19 protein-coding genes are annotated in these 17,470 nt (G+C 68.3%); 10 read left to right on the forward strand and 9 right to left on the reverse strand.

Translation table 11 applies throughout. The annotated features are described in order from the left end of the window. Window positions 1-34: 34 nt before the first annotated feature. Entirely contained in the window at window positions 35-730 is a 696-nt protein-coding gene (locus ACGFIK_RS03365; protein WP_327022563.1) for an RICIN domain-containing protein, read from the forward strand. Window positions 731-743: 13 nt separating this feature from the next. Here ACGFIK_RS03365 and ACGFIK_RS03370 read toward each other — a convergent pair whose 3' ends face one another. Together ACGFIK_RS03370 and ACGFIK_RS03375 are read right to left on the reverse strand one after the other, a co-directional pair. After that, the gene (locus ACGFIK_RS03370; RefSeq protein ID WP_327022564.1) at window positions 744-2,696 is read right to left on the reverse strand and encodes a VWA domain-containing protein; all 1,953 of its coding nucleotides are present in this window, start codon (window positions 2,694-2,696) and stop codon (window positions 744-746) included. 2 nt (window positions 2,697-2,698) lie between these two features. Continuing rightward, the gene (locus ACGFIK_RS03375; RefSeq protein ID WP_327022565.1) at window positions 2,699-4,126 is read right to left on the reverse strand and encodes a sigma 54-interacting transcriptional regulator; all 1,428 of its coding nucleotides are present in this window, start codon (window positions 4,124-4,126) and stop codon (window positions 2,699-2,701) included. 238 nt (window positions 4,127-4,364) lie between these two features. Between ACGFIK_RS03375 and ACGFIK_RS03380 the strand changes: the two genes are divergently transcribed. Further along, window positions 4,365-4,763: a carboxypeptidase-like regulatory domain-containing protein gene (locus ACGFIK_RS03380; protein ID WP_327022566.1), complete on the forward strand. Its 399-nt coding sequence runs from the start codon at window positions 4,365-4,367 to the stop codon at window positions 4,761-4,763. Between the two features lie 8 nt (window positions 4,764-4,771). Here the strand turns inward: ACGFIK_RS03380 and ACGFIK_RS03385 are convergent, their stop codons facing one another. Next, the gene (locus ACGFIK_RS03385; protein WP_327022567.1) at window positions 4,772-5,350 is read right to left on the reverse strand and encodes a TetR/AcrR family transcriptional regulator; all 579 of its coding nucleotides are present in this window, start codon (window positions 5,348-5,350) and stop codon (window positions 4,772-4,774) included. An 82-nt stretch (window positions 5,351-5,432) separates the two neighbouring features. On the opposite strand from ACGFIK_RS03385, the gene ACGFIK_RS03390 reads away from it, so the two are divergent. Then, window positions 5,433-5,888: a GNAT family N-acetyltransferase gene (locus tag ACGFIK_RS03390; protein WP_327022568.1), complete on the forward strand. Its 456-nt coding sequence runs from the start codon at window positions 5,433-5,435 to the stop codon at window positions 5,886-5,888. Between the two features lie 24 nt (window positions 5,889-5,912). On the opposite strand, the gene ACGFIK_RS03395 is transcribed toward ACGFIK_RS03390, so the two are convergent. Together ACGFIK_RS03395 and ACGFIK_RS03400 are read right to left on the reverse strand one after the other, a co-directional pair. Continuing rightward, complete coding sequence (locus tag ACGFIK_RS03395) at window positions 5,913-6,881, reverse strand: aldo/keto reductase (protein ID WP_327022569.1); 969 nt, start codon at window positions 6,879-6,881, stop codon at window positions 5,913-5,915. Window positions 6,882-6,971: 90 nt separating this feature from the next. Beyond that, complete coding sequence (locus ACGFIK_RS03400; protein ID WP_327022570.1) at window positions 6,972-7,880, reverse strand: chlorophyllase; 909 nt, start codon at window positions 7,878-7,880, stop codon at window positions 6,972-6,974. Between the two features lie 79 nt (window positions 7,881-7,959). Between ACGFIK_RS03400 and ACGFIK_RS03405 the strand changes: the two genes are divergently transcribed. The 3 genes from ACGFIK_RS03405 (at window position 7,960) to ACGFIK_RS03415 (ending at window position 11,256) form a co-directional block, all read left to right on the forward strand. Next, entirely contained in the window at window positions 7,960-8,553 is a 594-nt protein-coding gene (locus tag ACGFIK_RS03405; RefSeq protein ID WP_393337468.1) for a TetR/AcrR family transcriptional regulator, read from the forward strand. A 188-nt stretch (window positions 8,554-8,741) separates the two neighbouring features. Then, window positions 8,742-10,028 (forward strand): hypothetical protein, encoded by a 1,287-nt coding sequence (locus tag ACGFIK_RS03410; protein ID WP_327022572.1) that lies wholly within the window; start codon window positions 8,742-8,744, stop codon window positions 10,026-10,028. Between the two features lie 517 nt (window positions 10,029-10,545). After that, window positions 10,546-11,256, forward strand: coding sequence for a hypothetical protein (locus tag ACGFIK_RS03415; protein ID WP_327022573.1), 711 nt, complete (start codon window positions 10,546-10,548; stop codon window positions 11,254-11,256). Between the two features lie 123 nt (window positions 11,257-11,379). On the opposite strand, the gene ACGFIK_RS03420 is transcribed toward ACGFIK_RS03415, so the two are convergent. From ACGFIK_RS03420 to ACGFIK_RS03435, 4 genes are all read right to left on the reverse strand, one after another. Continuing rightward, entirely contained in the window at window positions 11,380-12,246 is an 867-nt protein-coding gene (locus ACGFIK_RS03420) for a hypothetical protein (protein WP_327022574.1), read from the reverse strand. Between the two features lie 281 nt (window positions 12,247-12,527). Next, window positions 12,528-13,466, reverse strand: a complete 939-nt coding sequence (locus ACGFIK_RS03425) for an NAD-dependent epimerase/dehydratase family protein (RefSeq protein ID WP_327022575.1) — start codon at window positions 13,464-13,466, stop codon at window positions 12,528-12,530. Window position 13,467: 1 nt separating this feature from the next. Then, a complete protein-coding gene (locus ACGFIK_RS03430) occupies window positions 13,468-14,829 on the reverse strand; it encodes a helix-turn-helix transcriptional regulator (RefSeq protein WP_327022576.1) in 1,362 nt (453 codons plus the stop codon). Between the two features lie 200 nt (window positions 14,830-15,029). Beyond that, window positions 15,030-15,443, reverse strand: coding sequence for a hypothetical protein (locus ACGFIK_RS03435; protein WP_327022577.1), 414 nt, complete (start codon window positions 15,441-15,443; stop codon window positions 15,030-15,032). 118 nt (window positions 15,444-15,561) lie between these two features. On the opposite strand from ACGFIK_RS03435, the gene ACGFIK_RS03440 reads away from it, so the two are divergent. Genes ACGFIK_RS03440 through ACGFIK_RS03455 form a run of 4 tightly spaced genes read left to right on the forward strand, consistent with a single transcriptional unit; the run spans window position 15,562 to window position 17,397 of the window. Beyond that, on the forward strand, window positions 15,562-15,810 hold the full coding sequence (locus ACGFIK_RS03440; protein WP_327022578.1) for a DUF6284 family protein: 249 nt from the start codon (window positions 15,562-15,564) through the stop codon (window positions 15,808-15,810). Beyond that, window positions 15,810-16,184, forward strand: a complete 375-nt coding sequence (locus ACGFIK_RS03445; protein ID WP_327022579.1) for an RRQRL motif-containing zinc-binding protein — start codon at window positions 15,810-15,812, stop codon at window positions 16,182-16,184. The genes ACGFIK_RS03440 and ACGFIK_RS03445 overlap by 1 nt, the downstream gene beginning before the upstream one ends. A gap of 29 nt (window positions 16,185-16,213) precedes the next feature. Then, complete coding sequence (locus ACGFIK_RS03450) at window positions 16,214-16,522, forward strand: hypothetical protein (RefSeq protein WP_327027251.1); 309 nt, start codon at window positions 16,214-16,216, stop codon at window positions 16,520-16,522. Further along, entirely contained in the window at window positions 16,522-17,397 is an 876-nt protein-coding gene (locus ACGFIK_RS03455) for an ABC transporter permease (RefSeq protein ID WP_327022580.1), read from the forward strand. The genes ACGFIK_RS03450 and ACGFIK_RS03455 overlap by 1 nt, the downstream gene beginning before the upstream one ends. Window positions 17,398-17,470: the final 73 nt, after the last annotated feature.

Here is a 17,470-nt window from a genome sequence, read left to right on the forward strand (position 1 = left end):
GCCCGGCCCGGCCGGCGTGGACCAGGATGCCGGCATGTCGGAAACCGAGGGATCGGGCCGGGTCTACGGCACCCAGCGCCGGGGTCTGCTCCGCGATCCGCTGCTGAGCACGGCCCTGGGGGTCGGACTCGTCGGCGTCCTGGTCGGGGTGCTGTTCGCCACCGGGGTGCTCGGCGGTGATCCGCCGCCCTCCCCCACGGTGCTGAGCAGCCCGGTAGCGCCCAGCCCGACCGAGACGGAACCGACCCTGACCCCCGTCGAGGAGCCCAAGGCCACGCCTTCGGCGAGCCCCACCCCCACCCCCGCCCCGGACCCGGTGGTCGGCACGCGGGTGGTCCGGGGTGTCGGCTCGGGCCTGTGCCTGGGGCTAGACGGTGCCGGGGAGATGGCCCTGGCCGAGTTGGCCGGATGCACCGGCGGGCCGGAACAGCAGTGGGTGGTCAACCGGTTCGGCCCGGACACGGTCACCCTGACCAACGCCGCGTACAACCAGTGCCTGGACGTCGAGGGCGGCAGCGGCGACGACGGCGCCCGGGTGTTGCAGTTCCGCTGCCACGGTGAGGCCAACCAGCAGTGGCGCCTGCAGCCGGTCGACGGCGGCGCGGCCCTGCTGGTCGCCGTGCACAGCGGCAAGTGCGCCCAGGTCAACGGCGGTGGCGCGGCGGCCGGCGACGACCTCGTCCAGGCCCCCTGCGACGGCAACCCCGCCCAGCGCTGGACCCTCCAGTAAACCGGAGAAGGAGCTAGCGCCGACCTCGACGGGCCCGCAGATAGTCGCTGACCACGTACTCGCCCAGGTCCTCGGTGTCCGGGGTGAAGACCCGGCCACCGCTGCGGCGGGCCACCGCGTCGACGAACCGACGCAGCCCGGGGTCGTCGCCGAGCATGAACAGGTTCAGGGTAGCCCCGCGCCGACCCAGCCGGTCCACCTCCCGGATCGTCGCATCGATCGTCTCCGGTAGCGGCGGCCAGCAGAACACCGCCTCCCCGTCCTCGGGATCCAGATGGGCGGTGGGCTCCCCGTCGGTGACCACCAGCACCACCGGCTCGGCGTCCGGATGACGACTCAGGTGCCGACCGGCCAACCGCAGCGCGTGTTGAAGGTTCGTACCCTGGGCCCGGTCCGGCTCCACCGCGGCCAACTCCTGTTGGCTCAGGGTCGCCGCCTCTCGACCGAATCCGATGATCTGCAGGGCGTCCTGCGGGAACCGGGTGGCCATCAGGTGGGCCAGGGCCAGCGCGGTCTGCTTCATCGGCCCCCACCGGCCCTGCGAGATCATCGAGTACGACAGGTCCACGCAGAGGGCCACCGCCGCGGCGGCCCGCCGCTCGGTCTCGACCACCTCGAAGTCCGACACCGCCAGCCGCACCGGCACCCCCGGGCCGGACCGGGCCACCGCCCGGGTGAGGGTACGCACCACGTCCAGGGGCTGCTCGTCGCCGTACTCCCAGGGGCGGGAGGCCCCACTGACCTCCCCGGCGGCTCCCGCCGAACGCAGGTCGTGTCGCCCGCGCGGGCCGGCGGTCAGCTCGGCGAAGACCTGACGCAGGGCGGTGCCCCCTAGCCGGCGCAACGCCTTCGGGCTGAGGGTCAGCCCCTCGGCGTCCCGGGTCACCCACCCCTGCCGGCGCAGCTCACGCTCCAACTCCCGCAACTGGCGTACGTCCTCGGCGGCGTCGCGACCCAACGTCCGGGCGACCGCCTCGACGTCGATGTCGTCGAGGGTAGCCCCGGGGTGCCCCTGGCCCAGTTGGTCCAGCAGGTCATCCAGGTCGGCCACCTCGTCGAGCACCCCGGTAGCCTCGCCGTACCCCAGGGGTTGACCGCCCTGGGTCCGCTCGCCGCGCCCCCAGCGCAGGTCCGGTCGCAGGGAGCGCAGGTTCTGCTCCAGCGCGGCCAACTCCCCGGCCAGCCGGTCACCGAGGGACTGCCGCATCAGCTCGGCCAGCTCCGTACGCTGCCGCTCGGACAGCGAGTTCATCAGCCGCTGCCCGGCCGCCGCCCGGCGGGCCAGCAGCTCGATCAGTTCGTCTACGTTCCCGGGTCGTTCCGGGAAGAACTCGCCGTGCCGGCGCATGAACTCGGCGAAGGCGTCCGTGGTGTCCTCGGCGCGGGCGTGCCGGGCCAGCAGGGCGTTCAGGTCCCGCATCATCTCGGCCAGCCGCTCCTGCACGGCCGGGTCGGCCGCCAACTGCGCCGACTCGCGCAGCCCCGCGAACCGCTGGCCGAGCACCTCCTCCCGCAGCCCGTCGAGGATCCGCTGGTAGAGCTGGCGGGCCTCGTCGCTGGCCCACTGGTAGCCGGCCAGCTCCCGTACGGCCTGGGCGGTGGAGCGGGGCAGGTTGCCCAGCATGGTCTCGGCGAACCGGGCCTGCTCGTCCTGCCGGTTGGCCAACTCGTCCCGCTCGGCCGCCAGGGCCTGGTCGAGCAGGCCCCGGGCCCGGGTCACCGCCCCGTCCAGCTCGCCCCGACGCAGCATTTCCCGCCGCAGTCGGCGGGCCCGGGCGGTCAACTCGTCCAGCCCGCGGGACCCCTTGGGGCCTCGGCGCAGCAGGTCACGCAGTGCCTGACGCAGGCTGCCCCCGGCCAGCACCTCCTGGCCCACCTGATCCACCGCGGCCTGCACGTCGTACGGCGGGGCCAGGGGGTCGGGGCCGCCGCGCCACTGCCCGTACCGGAACCGGTTGCCGGCCATGATCAGTCCCGGCTGCCGTAGCGGGTCCGCCCCGAGTCGGTGACGTCCTTGCCCAGCCGACGGCTCAGGTGCAGTCCTTCCAAGACGAACTCGACCGCGGCGGCGGCCTGCCCGGGGCTCGGGGCGTCCCCGACACCGAGCCGGTCCAGCACCTTGGCCAGGCCGGGTACCGTGCCCACCTGGCTCAGCAGGTCGGTCGCGGAGACCAACTCCCCGGTCTCGATGGCCTTGCCGTCCTCGACCAGGGCGGTGAATCCGGACAGGTCCAGCCCGGCCAGCCGGGCCCGGAAGGTCTCCGCGGTGGCGATACGCAGCAGATGCCCGAGGATCTCGGCCTCCCGGCCCTCCTCCCCGCTCTCGAACTCCACCTTGCCGCGCAGGGTGGAGGTCACCGACACCGCATCCCCCACCCGCGCGACCGCCTCGGCATCGGAGGCCAGCAGGCTGGCGCGGCGCAACGCGGCGGCGGCGACCGTCTCCGCGGCGGCGATGGCGAACCGGGCGGAGACCCCCGAGCGGGGATCCACCGAGGGCGAGTCGCGTACCGCCCGGGCGAACCGGGCCAGCACCTCCAGTACGTGCTCCGGCACCTCGGCGACCAGGTCGGCCTCCTGCCGGATCAGCGCCAGCTCCAACTCCAGGTCGGTCGGATAGTGGGTACGGATCTCGGCGCCGAACCGGTCCTTGAGCGGGGTGATGATCCGCCCCCGGTTGGTGTAGTCCTCCGGGTTGGCGCTGGCCACCAGGAGCAGGTCCAGCGGCAGCCGCAGCTGGTAGCCGCGTACCTGGATGTCCCGTTCCTCCAGCACGTTGAGCAACGCCACCTGGATCCGCTCGGCCAGGTCGGGCAGCTCGTTGACCGCGAAGATGCCCCGGTTGGTACGCGGCACCAGACCGAAGTGGATCGTCTCCGGGTCGCCTAGGGTGCGCCCCTGCGCCAGCCGGATGGGGTCTACGTCGCCGATCAGGTCGCCGACGCTGGTGTCCGGGGTGGCCAGCTTCTCGCCGTAGCGCATCGAGCGGTGCAGCCAGCCGACCGGCAGGTCGTCGCCGGCCTCGGCGACCAGCGCCCGGGATGACGGGGTGACCGGGTGCAGGGGGTGCTCGTTGAGCACCGATCCGGCGATCACCGGGGTCCACTCGTCCAGCAGCTCCACCAGGGACCGGATCAGCCGGGTCTTGCCCTGTCCACGTTCGCCGAGCAGCACCATGTCGTGTCCGGCCAGCAGCGCCCGTTCCACCTCGGGCAGCACGGTGTCGTCGTACCCGACGATGCCGGCGAAGCGTGGCGCACCTTCCCGCATCCGGGCCAGCAGGTTGTCCCGCAACTCCTGCTTGACGGTGCGGTATCGCCATCCGGCGGCGCGTAACGCGCCGAGGGTGGCGGGTAGATCGGGCGACGGGATCGGAGTTGCCGGAAAGCTGCTCACCAGACCACGCTAGCTCGCACTCACCGCGATCAGGTCCGCTCACCGAAGCGGGGTCGGATTGTCGATATCGCAAGCCCCGGGTGGCGGCGCGGACCACAAAGACGATCAATGCGGTACGCGATCTGTCCGAAACCGAACGTAGCGGCGCATGAGACAGGGATCGACATCGACCGGTGTGGAACCGGTGACCCGGGCGGCGCATTCAGCTATCGTCGTGGATGTCTGGAGGGGAGCAGTCATGAGCAGGAAGCGCCTCGGGGTGCTCATACTCCTGATCGCCACGCCGCTGTTGATCGGGGCGAGCCTGCTGATGGTCGGCGGTGATCGCCCGGTCTCGGACGACGGCCCGGCACCGCCCTCGACCATGGACGAGACGACCGGCATCGTGACCGGCACCGTCACCACCGCCGCCGGCGCCCCCGTCGAGAGAGCCGCCGTCCAGGTCAAACCCCTGGACGACCCGGCGCCGGCGATCCCGGAGATCGGGGTGCTCACCGGGGACACCGGGCAGTACGAGTGGCGACTCCTGCCGGGCCGCTACGAGATCGTGATCAGCAGGGACGAGCAGGACAGCGATCCGCAGACCGCTACCGTCACCGCCGGTGGAGTGGTCCGGCTGGACTTCACCCTCCCCTGAGCAGGGGATCAGAGGGTGGCCAGGGCGGTGTCGATGGCCTCGCGCTGGGCCTGGTCGGAGTAGACGGCCGGATCGACGGCCGCCAGCACGTTCAGCCCCTCGACCAGGGCCACCAGACTGGTCGCGGTGGCCGTACAGTCGGTCGGCGACCGGTCCGGCCGTGCCTCGGCGACCAGAGCGGCGATCCGGTCGACGAACCGGCGGTTGTAGGAGCGGTGCAGCTCGGCCAGGACCGGGTCGGCCAGGGCTGCGGCCAGGAAACCCACCCACACCCGTGCCTGCTCCCGCTTCTCCTCGGTCGGCGAGGCCGCCTGCCACAGCACGGCCCGTAGCGCCGCCCGAGGGCTGTCCGCGGCCGCCTGCGCCGCGTCGGCCTGCTGGCCGGTACGCCGGTGCAGCAGTTCCCGGGCGTGCACCAGCAGAGCCTGCTTGTCGGCGAAGGTGTGCAGGACCATCCCGGTGGTGCAGCCGGCCCGCTCGGCTACCGCCCGCAGGGTCAGGCCGGGCAGACCCCGCTCGGCCAGCACCGACCAGGTGGCGGCCGACAGCCGTTGCTGCTGGTCGACCAGGTCACGTCGTCTGGCCATCCGTACCCCTTCCGGGAGAGCCGATCCGTAGCGTACGTTACGGTAACGCTTGTTACGGAGTCTGGGCGGAAGGAAGGTCGTCATGGTCCTCGTCGACCAGGAGCCGTGGGAGTCCACCGACGCGGTCCGGCTGCGCGAGGCGCAGCGCGTCGAACTCGACGCCCGCTACGGCAACGACAACCACGAACCGGGCGAGGAACCCACCGCCGCCAGCGTCCCGGTCTTCCTGGTCGCCCGCGACGCCGACGGCACCGCCGTGGGCTGCGGCGGCCTACGACTGCTGACCCCCGACTCCGCCGAGATCAAACGGATGTACGTCGTCCCGGCCGCCCGGGGCACCGGGGTCGCCGTCGCCATCCTGCGCGCCCTGGAGCAGCGGGCCCGCGAGCTGGGCGTACGCACCCTGCTGCTGGAGACCGGCACCGCCCAGCCCGAGGCCATGCGCTTCTACGAGCGGGAGGGCTACCACCGCATCGACAACTTCGGCCCGTACCGGGGAGCGCCGTTGTCCCTCTGCTACGCCCGCGACCTACCCTGACCGGCCCTCGTCGCTGGCTGCTGGTCAGCGTCCGGCGCGGGCCCGGAGCATTCCCGGTACGGCGGCCAGCCCGGTGACCGGGCGGAACGCCCGCGCCGCGTTGACCAGAGCGGCGTACTCGTCCTCGGCCAGGTCGATCTCCGCGGCGGCGGCGTTGCGTTCCACCTGCTCCACCGTGGAGGCCCCCGGAATCGCCACCACGTTGGGGTGCCGCAACACGTACGCCAGGGCGATCTGGCTGGGGGTGGCGTCGTGCGCGGCGGCCACCTGACGCAGGGTCTCGATCAGGGCGGTGCCGCGCTCCAGGTTCTCCGGCAGAAAGTACGGGTTGGCCCGGCGCACCGCCCCGACCGGCGGATGATTCGCGTCGTACCGCCCGGAGAGGAACCCCTGCGCCAACGGGCTGTACGCGATGACCAGGCGACCGGCCTGCTCCGCGTACGGCAGGAGGTCGTCCTCCGGCTTGCGGTCGATCAGGCTGTAGCGCACCTGGTTGCTCAACACCCGACGGCCCAGCGCGGCCTCGGCGACCTGCCAGCGACGCAGGCTGTAGTTGCTCACCCCCACCTCGGCGACCAGGCCGACCTCCTGCAGGGCCCGCATCCCCCGCATGGTGTTCTGATCGCTGACCACCGGGTTGGGCTGATGCACCTGGTAGAGATCGATGCTGGTGGTCCCTAGCCGGGCCGCCGAGGCTACCGCCCGCTGCTGCACCACGGCGGCCACCGGCAGCACCGGAAATATCTTGGTAGCGACGGTGACCTTGTCCCGGGCCTCGGTCAGGGCGGCACCGAGAATCCGCTCGCTGCGGCCGAAACCGTACAGCTCTGCGGTGTCGAAGAGGGTGACGCCCAACTCGACCGCCCGCCGGACGATGGCCCCCGCCAACTTCTCGTAGTCCGGGCCGTACCCCCACTCCCGCGACCCGAACTGCCAGGTGCCTAGGCCGATCTTGGACAGGGGTTTCGGGGTGTCGAGCCGCACGTAGCGCATGGCTGGAACGGTACCCGTCACCACCCGACCCCAACACGGATCAGCCCAACGCAACGGGGTCGGCACACTGCGGCCGGGTGGCACCAGGGCTCACTTGCGCTCGACGTGGTAGGCGCCGCCGCCGGCCGCAGCGCCTTCGGTGAGGGCTTTCCAGGTCGTACCGTCAAGGCCGAAGGTGTCCAGGATGTAGCCGGCGACCGCCTCGGCTACCAGGGCCACGCGGGCGGGATCCTCGTCGCTGGTCTCGGCTACCTGCTCGCCGGCCACCCCACCGAGGGTGTGTTCACCGTCGGTGATGGTGAACAGGCTCTTGGGCGTGGGGCTGAGGTGGTAGGCGTCGGTGAACCAGTCCGGCCCACGGGTGGACATCGCCGACTGGTCCTTGCCGCCCGCGACGACGAGGGCCGGCGTGGTCATGGTGGAGAAGTCCGGCCGCATGAACGGCAGATGCTCCACCGCGAAGGGGGTCAGCGAGTCGCCGGTACCGGTCGCGGTGAGCAGCGCCCCGGCCTTGACCAAGGGATGGGAGAAATCCTCCCCGGGCGTGCCGTCGGCGTCGAGCACCCGGGCACCGAGGAGGGTGCCGACGCTCTGACCACCCCAGGAGTGCCCGACGGCGGCGACACGCTCCCGGTCGGTGCGGCCGGCCAGCCCCGCTCGGCCGAGGATGTCGTCGAGGTTGTCCAGGACGGCGTGCAGGTCGGCGATTCGGACTCGCCAGATGGTGCCGAATCGCGGGTCGTCGAACCCCAGGCCGTGGCGGCGGGAGTCGAGGTGGGTCGGCTGGACGACGACGAAGCCGGTGGCGGCCCACCGGTCGACGAGCGGCTCGTAGGCGTCCATGGACCAGGCGTTGCCGTGCGAGAACACGAGCACTGGGAGGTCGTGGCCGGAAACCGGGGCGGTGACCTTGACCGCCAGGTCGAAGTCACGTCCGGTGGTGGGCACGGGGACGGGCTTGATCGCCATGATCTGCTGGGCGAGTTGGTGCAGGTGCATGATGTCGCTGCTTCCTCTGCCGTGGGGAGGGCGCCTGCCACAATTGGCGGAACACCGTTCCGTCAAAGCTAGCGGAACAATGTTCCGCCAACAAGGAGGAACCGTGACCGAGTCGCCCGGGGCACGCGAGGCAGGCGTACGCCGCACCCGCGAGACACTTCTCGCCGCCGCTGCGGCGGTCTTCGTGGAGCAGGGAGTGCAGGCACCCATCCGGGACATCGCCGGACGGGCCGGAGTGGGTCTCGGCACGGTCTACCGCCACTTCCCGAACCGCGCCGAACTGGTCACCGCGGTGTACCGCCACCAGATCGAGGAGTGCGTGGCGCTGGCCTCGGCACTGCAGCGAGAGGACATCGCGCCCGGCGAGGCCCTGACGCGCTGGATCGGGGCCTTCGTGGAGTTCCTGGTGACCAAGCACGGGCTGGGGGTCGCCCTGCAGTCCGACGACCCGAGCCTGCTCACCCTGCATTCGCTGATGCTCGACGAGCTCGTCCCGGCCTGCGCGTCGTTGATCGCCGCAGGTGTCTCCGCAGGCGAGATCGACCCCGGCGTGACCGCGTACACCCTCATGCGCGCGGTGGGGAACCTGTGCATCCTCGGCCCGGGCTACGAGCGGGCCCAGGCGCAGGACATGGTGGCCCGCCTGCTCGTCGGATGCCGCAGCGCCCGGTGAGGCCCAGCGCCTCCAGGACCGTTCCGGAGAGGGCGGGCAGGAGGAGGCGGAGTCTGGAAGAATCGTCGAGCCGATCGATGGGAAGCCTCCGACCACACCAGAGGATGATCTGCGTTGGCACACCGCTACTTCGGCCCGACGTCGCCTGTCCCCAATCTGCTCATCGCGAATGGGGTGGGAGGAGACCGTTGAACGGCCGCACCACCGCTCGGCGACGCCGAACCGGGCTCAAGAACGCGCCCGAAGACACCGGCGACGTACCCGGGCGCGGACGGCTCTGGCGGTTCTTCGCCGTCGCCCTGACGATGCCGACCCTCGGCTCCGCGCTCGGGCTCGACGGCGGCGCCATCTTCCAGATCGCCGCTGTCGAGGACCTCGGCCTCGATCCCGGGACCATCGGTCTGGCCTTCGCCATGGGCCTGCTCTCCGTGCCCATCCAGATGCTCGCCGCTCGCCTGCCGTTGTGGCGGGCCGGCCGCAACCTCCAACTCTTCTTCCTCGTCGCCGCCGTCGAATGCGCAGTTTTGGCGGTGCTCGTGGGTCTGGACGTGGTCGGCGGAGGTTTCGCCCTCATCGCCCTCGCCGTCACGGTCACGGCGGAGATCAACTTGTCGGTGCTCTACGCCCCCTCGTGGCAGCCACTGCTGAACTACGGCCTCGTCAGCCAGGAACGCCAGCGGGTGAACTCCTGGGGCAGGGCCGCCGGCGGCCTGATCGTGGCCGGTGCGGTCCTGCTGTACGGCTCGGGCGGCCCCGTGCTGCGTACGGCGATGTTCGCGGTCATCGGCGCCGTCGCCCTGCTGCTAGCTGTCGCCGCCCGCGGCATCCCGGCTCCGAACCGACCGGTGGAGCGCGACCTCGACACGCCCCTTCGCGGAAACCGGCCCACGCTCTCACCCACCATGCGGCGGATCTACCTGATCCTCGCCGTCGCCGGGCTGGCCGCCGCCTGGCCGCTCTTCCTCGTCTACGCCGACAAGGTCCTGTGGCCCGGCGCCAACCTCGGGCTGCTCGGGGCGGTGCAGCTCGGTGGAGCACTCCTCGCCGCCGCCTCCTGGCGGTCCCGCCACACGAACCTCGGCCGCTATGCCTGGCAAGCCGGTCTGGTGCTGCTGACCGCCACCGTCGCCCTCGCCGTCGTGCGGGCACCGGTCGACGGGACCGCCGAGCAGGTGATCACCGTCGCGGCCCTGGCCGTGGCGTCGGCAGCCAACCTCACGATCCTTCTGGCCATGCTCGAACGGGCACACCGGGACGTCGACGAAACCACCTCGGTCCGGGCCCTGACGTTGCTCGACGTCGTGGCATCTACGTCGCTTCAGGTCGGGCTCTTCGTCGGCGGGCTGCTCGTGTCGTTCAGCATCGATCGGGCCGATTGGCCGCTCGACCCCTACCGGATCTGGCTGGTGGCGGGCACGGCTGCCGTCGCCATGGGCCTGATGTCGCCCGCCCTCCGCAGGACACCGACGGAATAGCCGATGGTGGAGTCAGCTGCTCGGGGCCGCCCCGAATGACAAAAGCCCTGGTGGGAGACACTGTCTCCCACCAGGGCTTTCGCTCGGGTGGAGCCGAGGGGACTCGAACCCCTGACCCCCACACTGCCAGGGGGGATCTCTCAAGCCGCCTCAGCCTGCTAGCGATTTGACCTGCAGCACCGAACTCACTGTCCCTGCTAGCGCCCGTCACCCCCCGCCGTGACCTTTCTTTCTGGCACGAATCTGGCACACCTCCAGGACGTCGCCCCGGCCGCACAAACACACGGCTTAGGAAGAAGCCTGCTCCTACTGGCATCCCCTGCCCTACCGAGGCTTACGTCCGGCAGACGATCAGATAGCAAGCCCGCCAACTCCGTGCACGCTTCGGATCTTGCCGCATCGAGCACCCAGCAAGGTCGTTCCTTGAGGTGAGGGCAGGCATGCAGCCGTGAGGCTTGGTGCGTGGCAGTGCCTGCCATACTGCACTAGGCGAGAACGGCGCAAGGGAGAACTTGCAGTGGACTTCACTGGGATCCTCCAAACTCTCATTGGCGGAGCTCTTGGCGGTGCCATTATCCCCCTACTGACCCATGCTAAAGAGAAGCGGATTGCTCGCAGTGCCGTTCGTGAACACCTCTCGCAGGTTGAACAACAACGCTGGTGCACGACGAAGGACGCGGAGGCGGAAAGGCAGTTCATAAGAGCAACCGAACGACTTGAAGCTGTAGCCCTTAGTGCCGGCATCCATAAGGAGGTAGTGCGGACGTATATCAACTTGGCGGGGGTTGCGTTCTATTCTACCCAGCGGAGCGTAGAAAAGTACGTCGACATGGAGGGCCAGCCGCTACGGGGCGGCGCACTAGATTCCGACACGGCCGCTGTTGTCGAAGGGAGTCATGAGCTTCTCACGGACGCCATATGGCATCCTGTTAGAAGCGCACTCTTAAGACGGCAGCAACTTCGCCGCATTCGACGTACCGTGGCATTACTTATTGAGTTGGCATATATCGATGACCCGAACGACGACGGGCTAACCGACTGGGATAGCTGGGAAGAGGATCAAGTTCGCTCCAGAGTGAAGCTTCGGAATGTAGCTAGACGGGCGAAGGAGAATCTAGCAAGGGGCGGCACCCATGCAGCGGGTGACATATATCGAGGGGTGCCGGCAGTCGAAGGCTCGATGGCGGTGCCCGATCCCTGTTCTGAAGGAACCACCAGCCGTCAGTGAGAGCCAAGCCAGCAGCTGGGCTAATCTGTCTAAACGGTCCACCGACTCCGACTCCCGGGCTTGGCCACGCTGACTCTTGGCCTCACGTCGTTGATGGCCGGTTGTCGACATTTCACGCTATCGTCAGCTTCGATTAACCGAACTATTTGAACCTTCGGAAATAGGGATGAAGAGGTCTTCCTCGTCATAGTCGGAGATAATCGACGATGAATCAATATCGAACTTCAACCAAAGCCGGTCACTTATTCGGGATACGATCCTCGCCAACAGAATTAGACAGAACAAAAGGATCGCGGTAGTCGCAGGCACGATCAAGAGGGAAGCGTTCAGCTCTTCGACTGAATCCTCAATGGATCGCATGAGTTGCACAGCATTAGCCGACGAGCCAACAATACCGACAAGCAATGCACTGACAAGAATTCGAAAGCGCAGGCGCCTCCACTTGCCACGCAGGGCGTGAATCTCGTCGATCTTGGTGTCAATCAGCGGACTTGACAGCGTCGGGTTCGGTGCACCGTCGACCATCATTCGCAAAACGATGATCTGGCCCGCTGCAAGCAGGGAGGGACCAATACATACGCTTCTCTCGTCTGCAGTCAGCGTCGGAGTTGGCACATTCGGCAGGTTGCAGACATACCCCACGGGCCGAACTAGCACAGATTTCAGGTGGATCTGCAGCGGCTCTCCCTTATCAAAAAGTTGACTGGGGATGTCACGTCGACCATAATTCGCGATGCGAACCTCAACAAACGTCGGGTTCTTTAGAACCTCGTCGCCGATCATTACTCGAATATCTTCTCCATCCAATTCCTGATCAGACACTCGCAGCATGGGAATATTGGTCGTTACTCCGTAAACCAGTCGACGCTTCGGGACCGCCGCCCGATAGGTGGCCGATATGGAAATAGTTCCGATTGTCGTAGCGAGCAAAACACCGGCAGTGGTCACCCAAAATCCTGCCGCCTCGTACCACTCCACAGCAATGACCACCGGCGCTCTCCCGACACGTCTCAAGTGAATGGAACTCCATGATGACTGAAGGCCACCGACTGTGCTATCCCGCCTGCCTCGGCCCACCCTCTGGTTGCCTCCGCGGCCGTCGCAGGCGTGTCACCGAGGCGTCACCGGAGTCCCCGAAGCGTCTCCGCAGCTCAAAGCACGCCCGGTGACACTAGTGACGCGGGTGACATCCCGAGCACTTGAAGTCCAAACGGCACTGGGACCGATACCATCCGACGTCCTGTCTGGACCAGAACCCGTGAACCTACGAATCAGCGGTGCCACGCCTCCCAGGCGTCGGCGAGCATCTCGCTCAGGCCAGATCTAGTCGGTCGCCAGTTGAGATCGGCGCGTGCGCGGCTGATGTCAGCCACCAGCTTCGGCGGCTCAGGCTTGGGCGGCATGTGCCGTACCGCTACCGGGTGGCCGGTGACCTGCTCGGCGGTGGCGACCACTGCGGCCATGCTCGTCCCGATGCCTGATCCAAGATTGATGGTCCGGTTGCGGCCTGGCGTACAGGCCAACAGAGCGAGCCGAATACCGCTTGCTACATCGGCTAGGTGCACGAAGTCACGGACCGCTGACCCGTCGCCGTTGAGCGTGACGTGATCACGCTGACCGGTGATGGCCCGAAAGACGTTGGGGATGATGCGAGCCGGATCGGTATCCCCTACCCCGTCCACGGAACCCGCGATGTTGAAGGGCCGGACAATAACTGCGCCAATTGCGCCAGTCGCTGCGTAGGCTGACACCATCTGTTCCGCCGCAACCTTTGACGCGGCGTATGGGCTTTCGGGACGCACATCGAGATCTTCCGAAAGTCCGCCGCTGTACTGCGATCCGTAAACGATATTGGTGGAGGCGAAGACCAGGGAAGCGGGGGCGCGTGTCTCCCGCATTGCGTCCAGCGCCACAAGCAGGTTAAGAGTCCCTGCTGTGTTCACGTCGAAGTAGCTGAGCGGATCAGTCAGGGAGTCTCGGCCGCTGGTCAGGGCAGCGAGGTGCACCACCCCGTCGTATTCGTTCTCCTTGACGATCTCGGCAACACGCTCGCGATCTCGGATATCCCCAATCACCAACTCACCGCCGGCAGGTGGCTTGGCCTCTGTCCGACCCCGACTCATCACAGTGACCCGGTGTCCGGCTGCAAGCAAGTCGAGTGTGACAGCGTGTCCCAGGAATCCGAGGCCACCGGTAACCAGTACGTGCATGTCAGCCTCTCCCTAGAATGGTGCGACGATGCTCCCACGCGAGTTGAATGCATCCGGCGGCTGCCGGAGCTAGCCGGCCGCTGGCTGTGAGTTCGTCAATGGTGTGACGGGTGAACGGCAGCGCGGACGTAGGCTTTGCTCGGCCAGTCACGACCACGGTCCCTTCGGCGTTGGCGCTGACCATATCGGCGAATAGCCGGTCGTAGGTCGGGCCGTCGAAGACCGCTACGGTCAGGATCTCGCCCCACAGCGTGAGTGCATCAAGCGCCACGCCGAGGCAGTAGACACGGACCCCGCCAGCAGCGTACGCGCGGTCAAAGGAGGCCAACGGTTCAGCAGCGTAGTCCGCCGGCTCTCCCTCACCGCCATGCTCAGGGTTGCCTAGAAATTCCTCGCTGTACTCCCGCATCATGTTGCGCCACAGGGTGAAATCGGCATCCTGTGCAGCAGGAAGGATACTCGACGGCTGAAAGACTCCGGCGGGCATGATATGCAACATCCCGCCAGCCACTGCGACGTTCCCGGCAGCGCGGTTATGCAGAACGAAAGAAACCCCGTCTTCATCTACTCGAAGCGTCAACGTGTCGGTTGACGACGCCGTTGCCCGACGGCTAGGCGTGAACGGATCGCCGACCAGCCTCCGGAACGCCAAGTTGCGCCAGGACGCCGGAAGGATTCCACTTCCATCGCCAGCCACATGAAACATGGCCATCTCATGAGCCAGCGCCTCGGCGACATCGACGGCACCGAAGTAGGTGCCGGTCGAGAATGTCAGCGCTCGCTCGGGTTGACTCCAATCAACGTCGGTGAGGTGCCACGCAAGTCGGTTCTCAAAGAGCCGAGGCTGTTCGACATCCCGGAGGGCGAGGCTGTAGCGCTGGTGTCGCCGACCGTCGACAGCTAGCGGGCGAACGGCTGCCGCTGCATCCTCGGTGCCAGCAACCACCGGCGAGGCTCCATCCGCCGCGTGCGCGATCCCGAACTGCCCCAGCTCGATCGGTACCGCCGGCAGCCAAGCCGGTGCTGCGATCAGTCCGCTATCCCCTACCCGATGCTCTGGCTCGTACAGCCGGGCCGCCTCGCGGGCGAGCTGGACGCGGTAAGCGTTCAGCGTCCGCCGGACGGCCCGCCACTCTTCCTGGCTTCCCTCGACATGGGGATGAGATGCGGGCTCTGGATGGATGGCAAAGCCTCCCGCGTCGGTCTCAGGATTCTCTTCCTGCTGCGGCACGATGCGCTGCCTGGTCAGGCCAAGGTCTTGCACGCTGACGCCGAAGTGCTCGGCGAGCAGCTGCCGGTAGAGGGCAGACGGAAAAGTGATGCCGCGTTCCCATCGGCTGACCTGGTTGGCTGTGACGGCCAACCTCTTTCCGCGTCCCGCGCCGAGGCGGTTTACGGCATCGGCCACGTCCTGTTGCGTCTCACCCGCCGCATCACGCAAGTTGTAGAGCGCGAGATTGGGCGTGGCGTCTCTGGCCCGAGCAGGCAACTCTTTCCTTCCCTCCGGCTTCGGCAACGCTCGGTCAGGCCCAGCGTGCCTAGTCGATGCCTAGCGGATGCGCCCTAGCTGCCGTCAGCACGGCGTTTGGGTGCGCGCCGGGAACTGGTGTCCTTGTCCGCATGACCGACATCGACCGCGATCCGCTCAACGGCATCGGCCAACCGCCGTACCTCGGCATGGAGCTGATCGAGTCGGGCAAGCACGAGCGAGGAACTGTCCGGCATCTCGGCACCCTTACGGCTCTCGGAGGGCGTGGCACCTGTCAGAACCGCTTGCAGGTAGCCATCCGGCCAGTCCAGCGCCTGAGAGATCGCAGCAAGGGTGCGGGTCGAACGCTTCCGGTTCGCCTTGGCGTACTGCAACTCGCGCAGGGTCGCAACGGACACCTTGGATCTCTCTGCCAGTTCCTGCTGAGTCAACGGCAACTCGGCCATCCGGCCGTTGATTGCGCTGGCCACAGCCTGCCAATCCTCCACCCGATGCCCCCTTGTCTGACTGACTGATCCGCCGATCCTAGCCCCTCCCCTTGTTGACAACGCACAACTTCGGCGCTAATTTTAGCGCTTAAATCAGCTCCACTAGCCGGAGGTTCCCGTGAGGAAACGCCTCGTTGCCGTCACCGCTGAACCGACCGCCGCCGACCTGGCCGCGATCGACGCCGAGTGGCCGTTGATCGCCGCCGAGTTGGACGTGTTGGACGCGCAGATCACCCTGATCTACGCCGAGGACCACGGCGGCCCGACCGCCCTGGACTGGCGCAGGCTGCGCCGGGCCGAGGCCCGCGTGACCCGTGCCGCCGCCGAGGTGGCCACCCGCACCACCGGCCCGCAGCGCGCGGCCTGATGTCCCGTATCCGTGCCGCCTACTACGACCCGGACGGCTTGAAGTACGGCATCCCTACCTACTGGTGGCGCGGCGCGCCGCCGGGCTACGCCACCCGCCGTCAACTCCGTGCCGCCGGCCTACGCCCCGGTGGCCAACCAGTCGCCGCGCAGATTCTCTGGCGCGGTGTCGGTGGCACCCGTACCGCCTACCTGTACCGGGTCGACCTGGCCCGGCCTAAGCGCACCGCCACCCCCGCCCAACTGCGCGCCATCGCCGCCGCCCTGATCGCCCGCCGTACCTGCCCGACCTGCGGCGTGGTCCGGCCGTACTGCATCCCGCGCTCGCTCGGCGAGTGCGTCGACTGCGCCTACCCCGAAGGAGAGTCCGCGTGAACACCCCCCGTAAGTCCCGACGTGCCGTGATGGCTGACATCCTGCTGTTGGCCGACCCGACGGAGATCCGCACCCACACCGACGGCGTAGCCCTGGCGGTATCTTTCGACCGCATCGCCGAACTACGGTCCTGGCTTCACCTGGCCGGACTCAACACCCCGGACACGCTCACCGCCGAGCACACCGGCGCCAGCGACGACGGCCGCCCCTGGCAGGTGATGTACGCCTACCCGACCTTGCACGGGTGGGAGATCTACGCCCACGCCAAGGAGTACACCGCCGGCCCTGACCTCGACCCGGCCACCGTTGACCGGCTCGCCGCGCTGGCGGTGGCCTGATGACCGCACCCACGATCAACGGCACCCGCTACCCGCAGCCCATCGAGAAGCTGTTGCCCGCCGCCCGCGCCCTAAATTTGCCGGACGGGCAGGAGTTCCCGTCGCGTAACCGGTTGATGCGGGAGTTCCGCATCGGTGCGCCGAAGGCCGATGAGCTGTTGGCCCGGCTCAAGTCCGAGCACGCCGAGCGGGCCCGCACCGATACCCTCCGCTCGGCGATGGCCGTCCGGGGTGCCCTACTGGCACCCGACACCGGCACCGGTAGCCCGGTGGTGCCTCGGTTGGACTACGCCGAGCCGATCGGCCCGGACCCGGCCCCGGTACCGGCCATGCCCGTGCACACGCCACTGCCCGCCGAGCCGCCGAAGATCGCACCCGCCGAGCCGGTCGCCGAGGCCACGCCGGTCGGTCACCCGGACGCACCCACCCCACCGGCCAGCGACAAGCCGGACCGTCCGGCGGTGGTCTGGCCGGTCATTCTGCTCGCGTTGCCGGCGTTCGTGGCTATCTGGTCCGGGTGGGTCGGACTCGGCGGACTCACCGGATTCGGGGTGGTGCACCCGCTACCCGGTATCGCCGACGGGTTCGCCATCAACACCGCCATCACGCTCCCGATCGGCGTCGAAACCTACGGCGCTTACGCCCTCTACGTATGGCTGTCCGGCCGGGTCCCGGACCGGGCGCGGCAGTTCGCGAAGTGGTCGGCCATCGCCTCACTGCTGGTCGGCGCGCTCGGCCAGGTGGCGTATCACCTGCTCGTCGCTGCCGGAGTGCAGATAGCTCCGTGGTGGATCACCACCGCCGTTGCCTGCCTGCCGGTGGCGGTGCTCGGCATGGGTGCCGCGCTGGCGCACCTCGTTCGCTCGCACGACTAGTTTCGCCCGGCGGCACAGCCCTTGGCCTAGGAACCGCGCTGTGCCGCCGGTCCCCCTGCTGATCCGTAGACCG

Source organism: Micromonospora sp. NPDC048871 (assembly GCF_043198155.1).
Classification (GTDB): domain Bacteria; phylum Actinomycetota; class Actinomycetes; order Mycobacteriales; family Micromonosporaceae; genus Micromonospora.

Coding starts and splice junctions, on each gene's coding strand:
- ACGFIK_RS03365 (WP_327022563.1), top strand. CDS start 35: ATGTCGGAAACCGAGGGATCGGGCCGGGTCTACGGCACCCAGCGCCGG.
- ACGFIK_RS03370 (WP_327022564.1), bottom strand. CDS start 2,696: ATGGCCGGCAACCGGTTCCGGTACGGGCAGTGGCGCGGCGGCCCCGAC.
- ACGFIK_RS03380 (WP_327022566.1), top strand. CDS start 4,365: ATGAGCAGGAAGCGCCTCGGGGTGCTCATACTCCTGATCGCCACGCCG.
- ACGFIK_RS03385 (WP_327022567.1), bottom strand. CDS start 5,350: ATGGCCAGACGACGTGACCTGGTCGACCAGCAGCAACGGCTGTCGGCC.
- ACGFIK_RS03390 (WP_327022568.1), top strand. CDS start 5,433: ATGGTCCTCGTCGACCAGGAGCCGTGGGAGTCCACCGACGCGGTCCGG.
- ACGFIK_RS03395 (WP_327022569.1), bottom strand. CDS start 6,881: ATGCGCTACGTGCGGCTCGACACCCCGAAACCCCTGTCCAAGATCGGC.
- ACGFIK_RS03400 (WP_327022570.1), bottom strand. CDS start 7,880: ATGCACCTGCACCAACTCGCCCAGCAGATCATGGCGATCAAGCCCGTC.
- ACGFIK_RS03405 (WP_393337468.1), top strand. CDS start 7,960: ATGTTCCGCCAACAAGGAGGAACCGTGACCGAGTCGCCCGGGGCACGC.
- ACGFIK_RS03425 (WP_327022575.1), bottom strand. CDS start 13,466: ATGCACGTACTGGTTACCGGTGGCCTCGGATTCCTGGGACACGCTGTC.
- ACGFIK_RS03445 (WP_327022579.1), top strand. CDS start 15,810: ATGTCCCGTATCCGTGCCGCCTACTACGACCCGGACGGCTTGAAGTAC.
- ACGFIK_RS03450 (WP_327027251.1), top strand. CDS start 16,214: ATGGCTGACATCCTGCTGTTGGCCGACCCGACGGAGATCCGCACCCAC.
- ACGFIK_RS03455 (WP_327022580.1), top strand. CDS start 16,522: ATGACCGCACCCACGATCAACGGCACCCGCTACCCGCAGCCCATCGAG.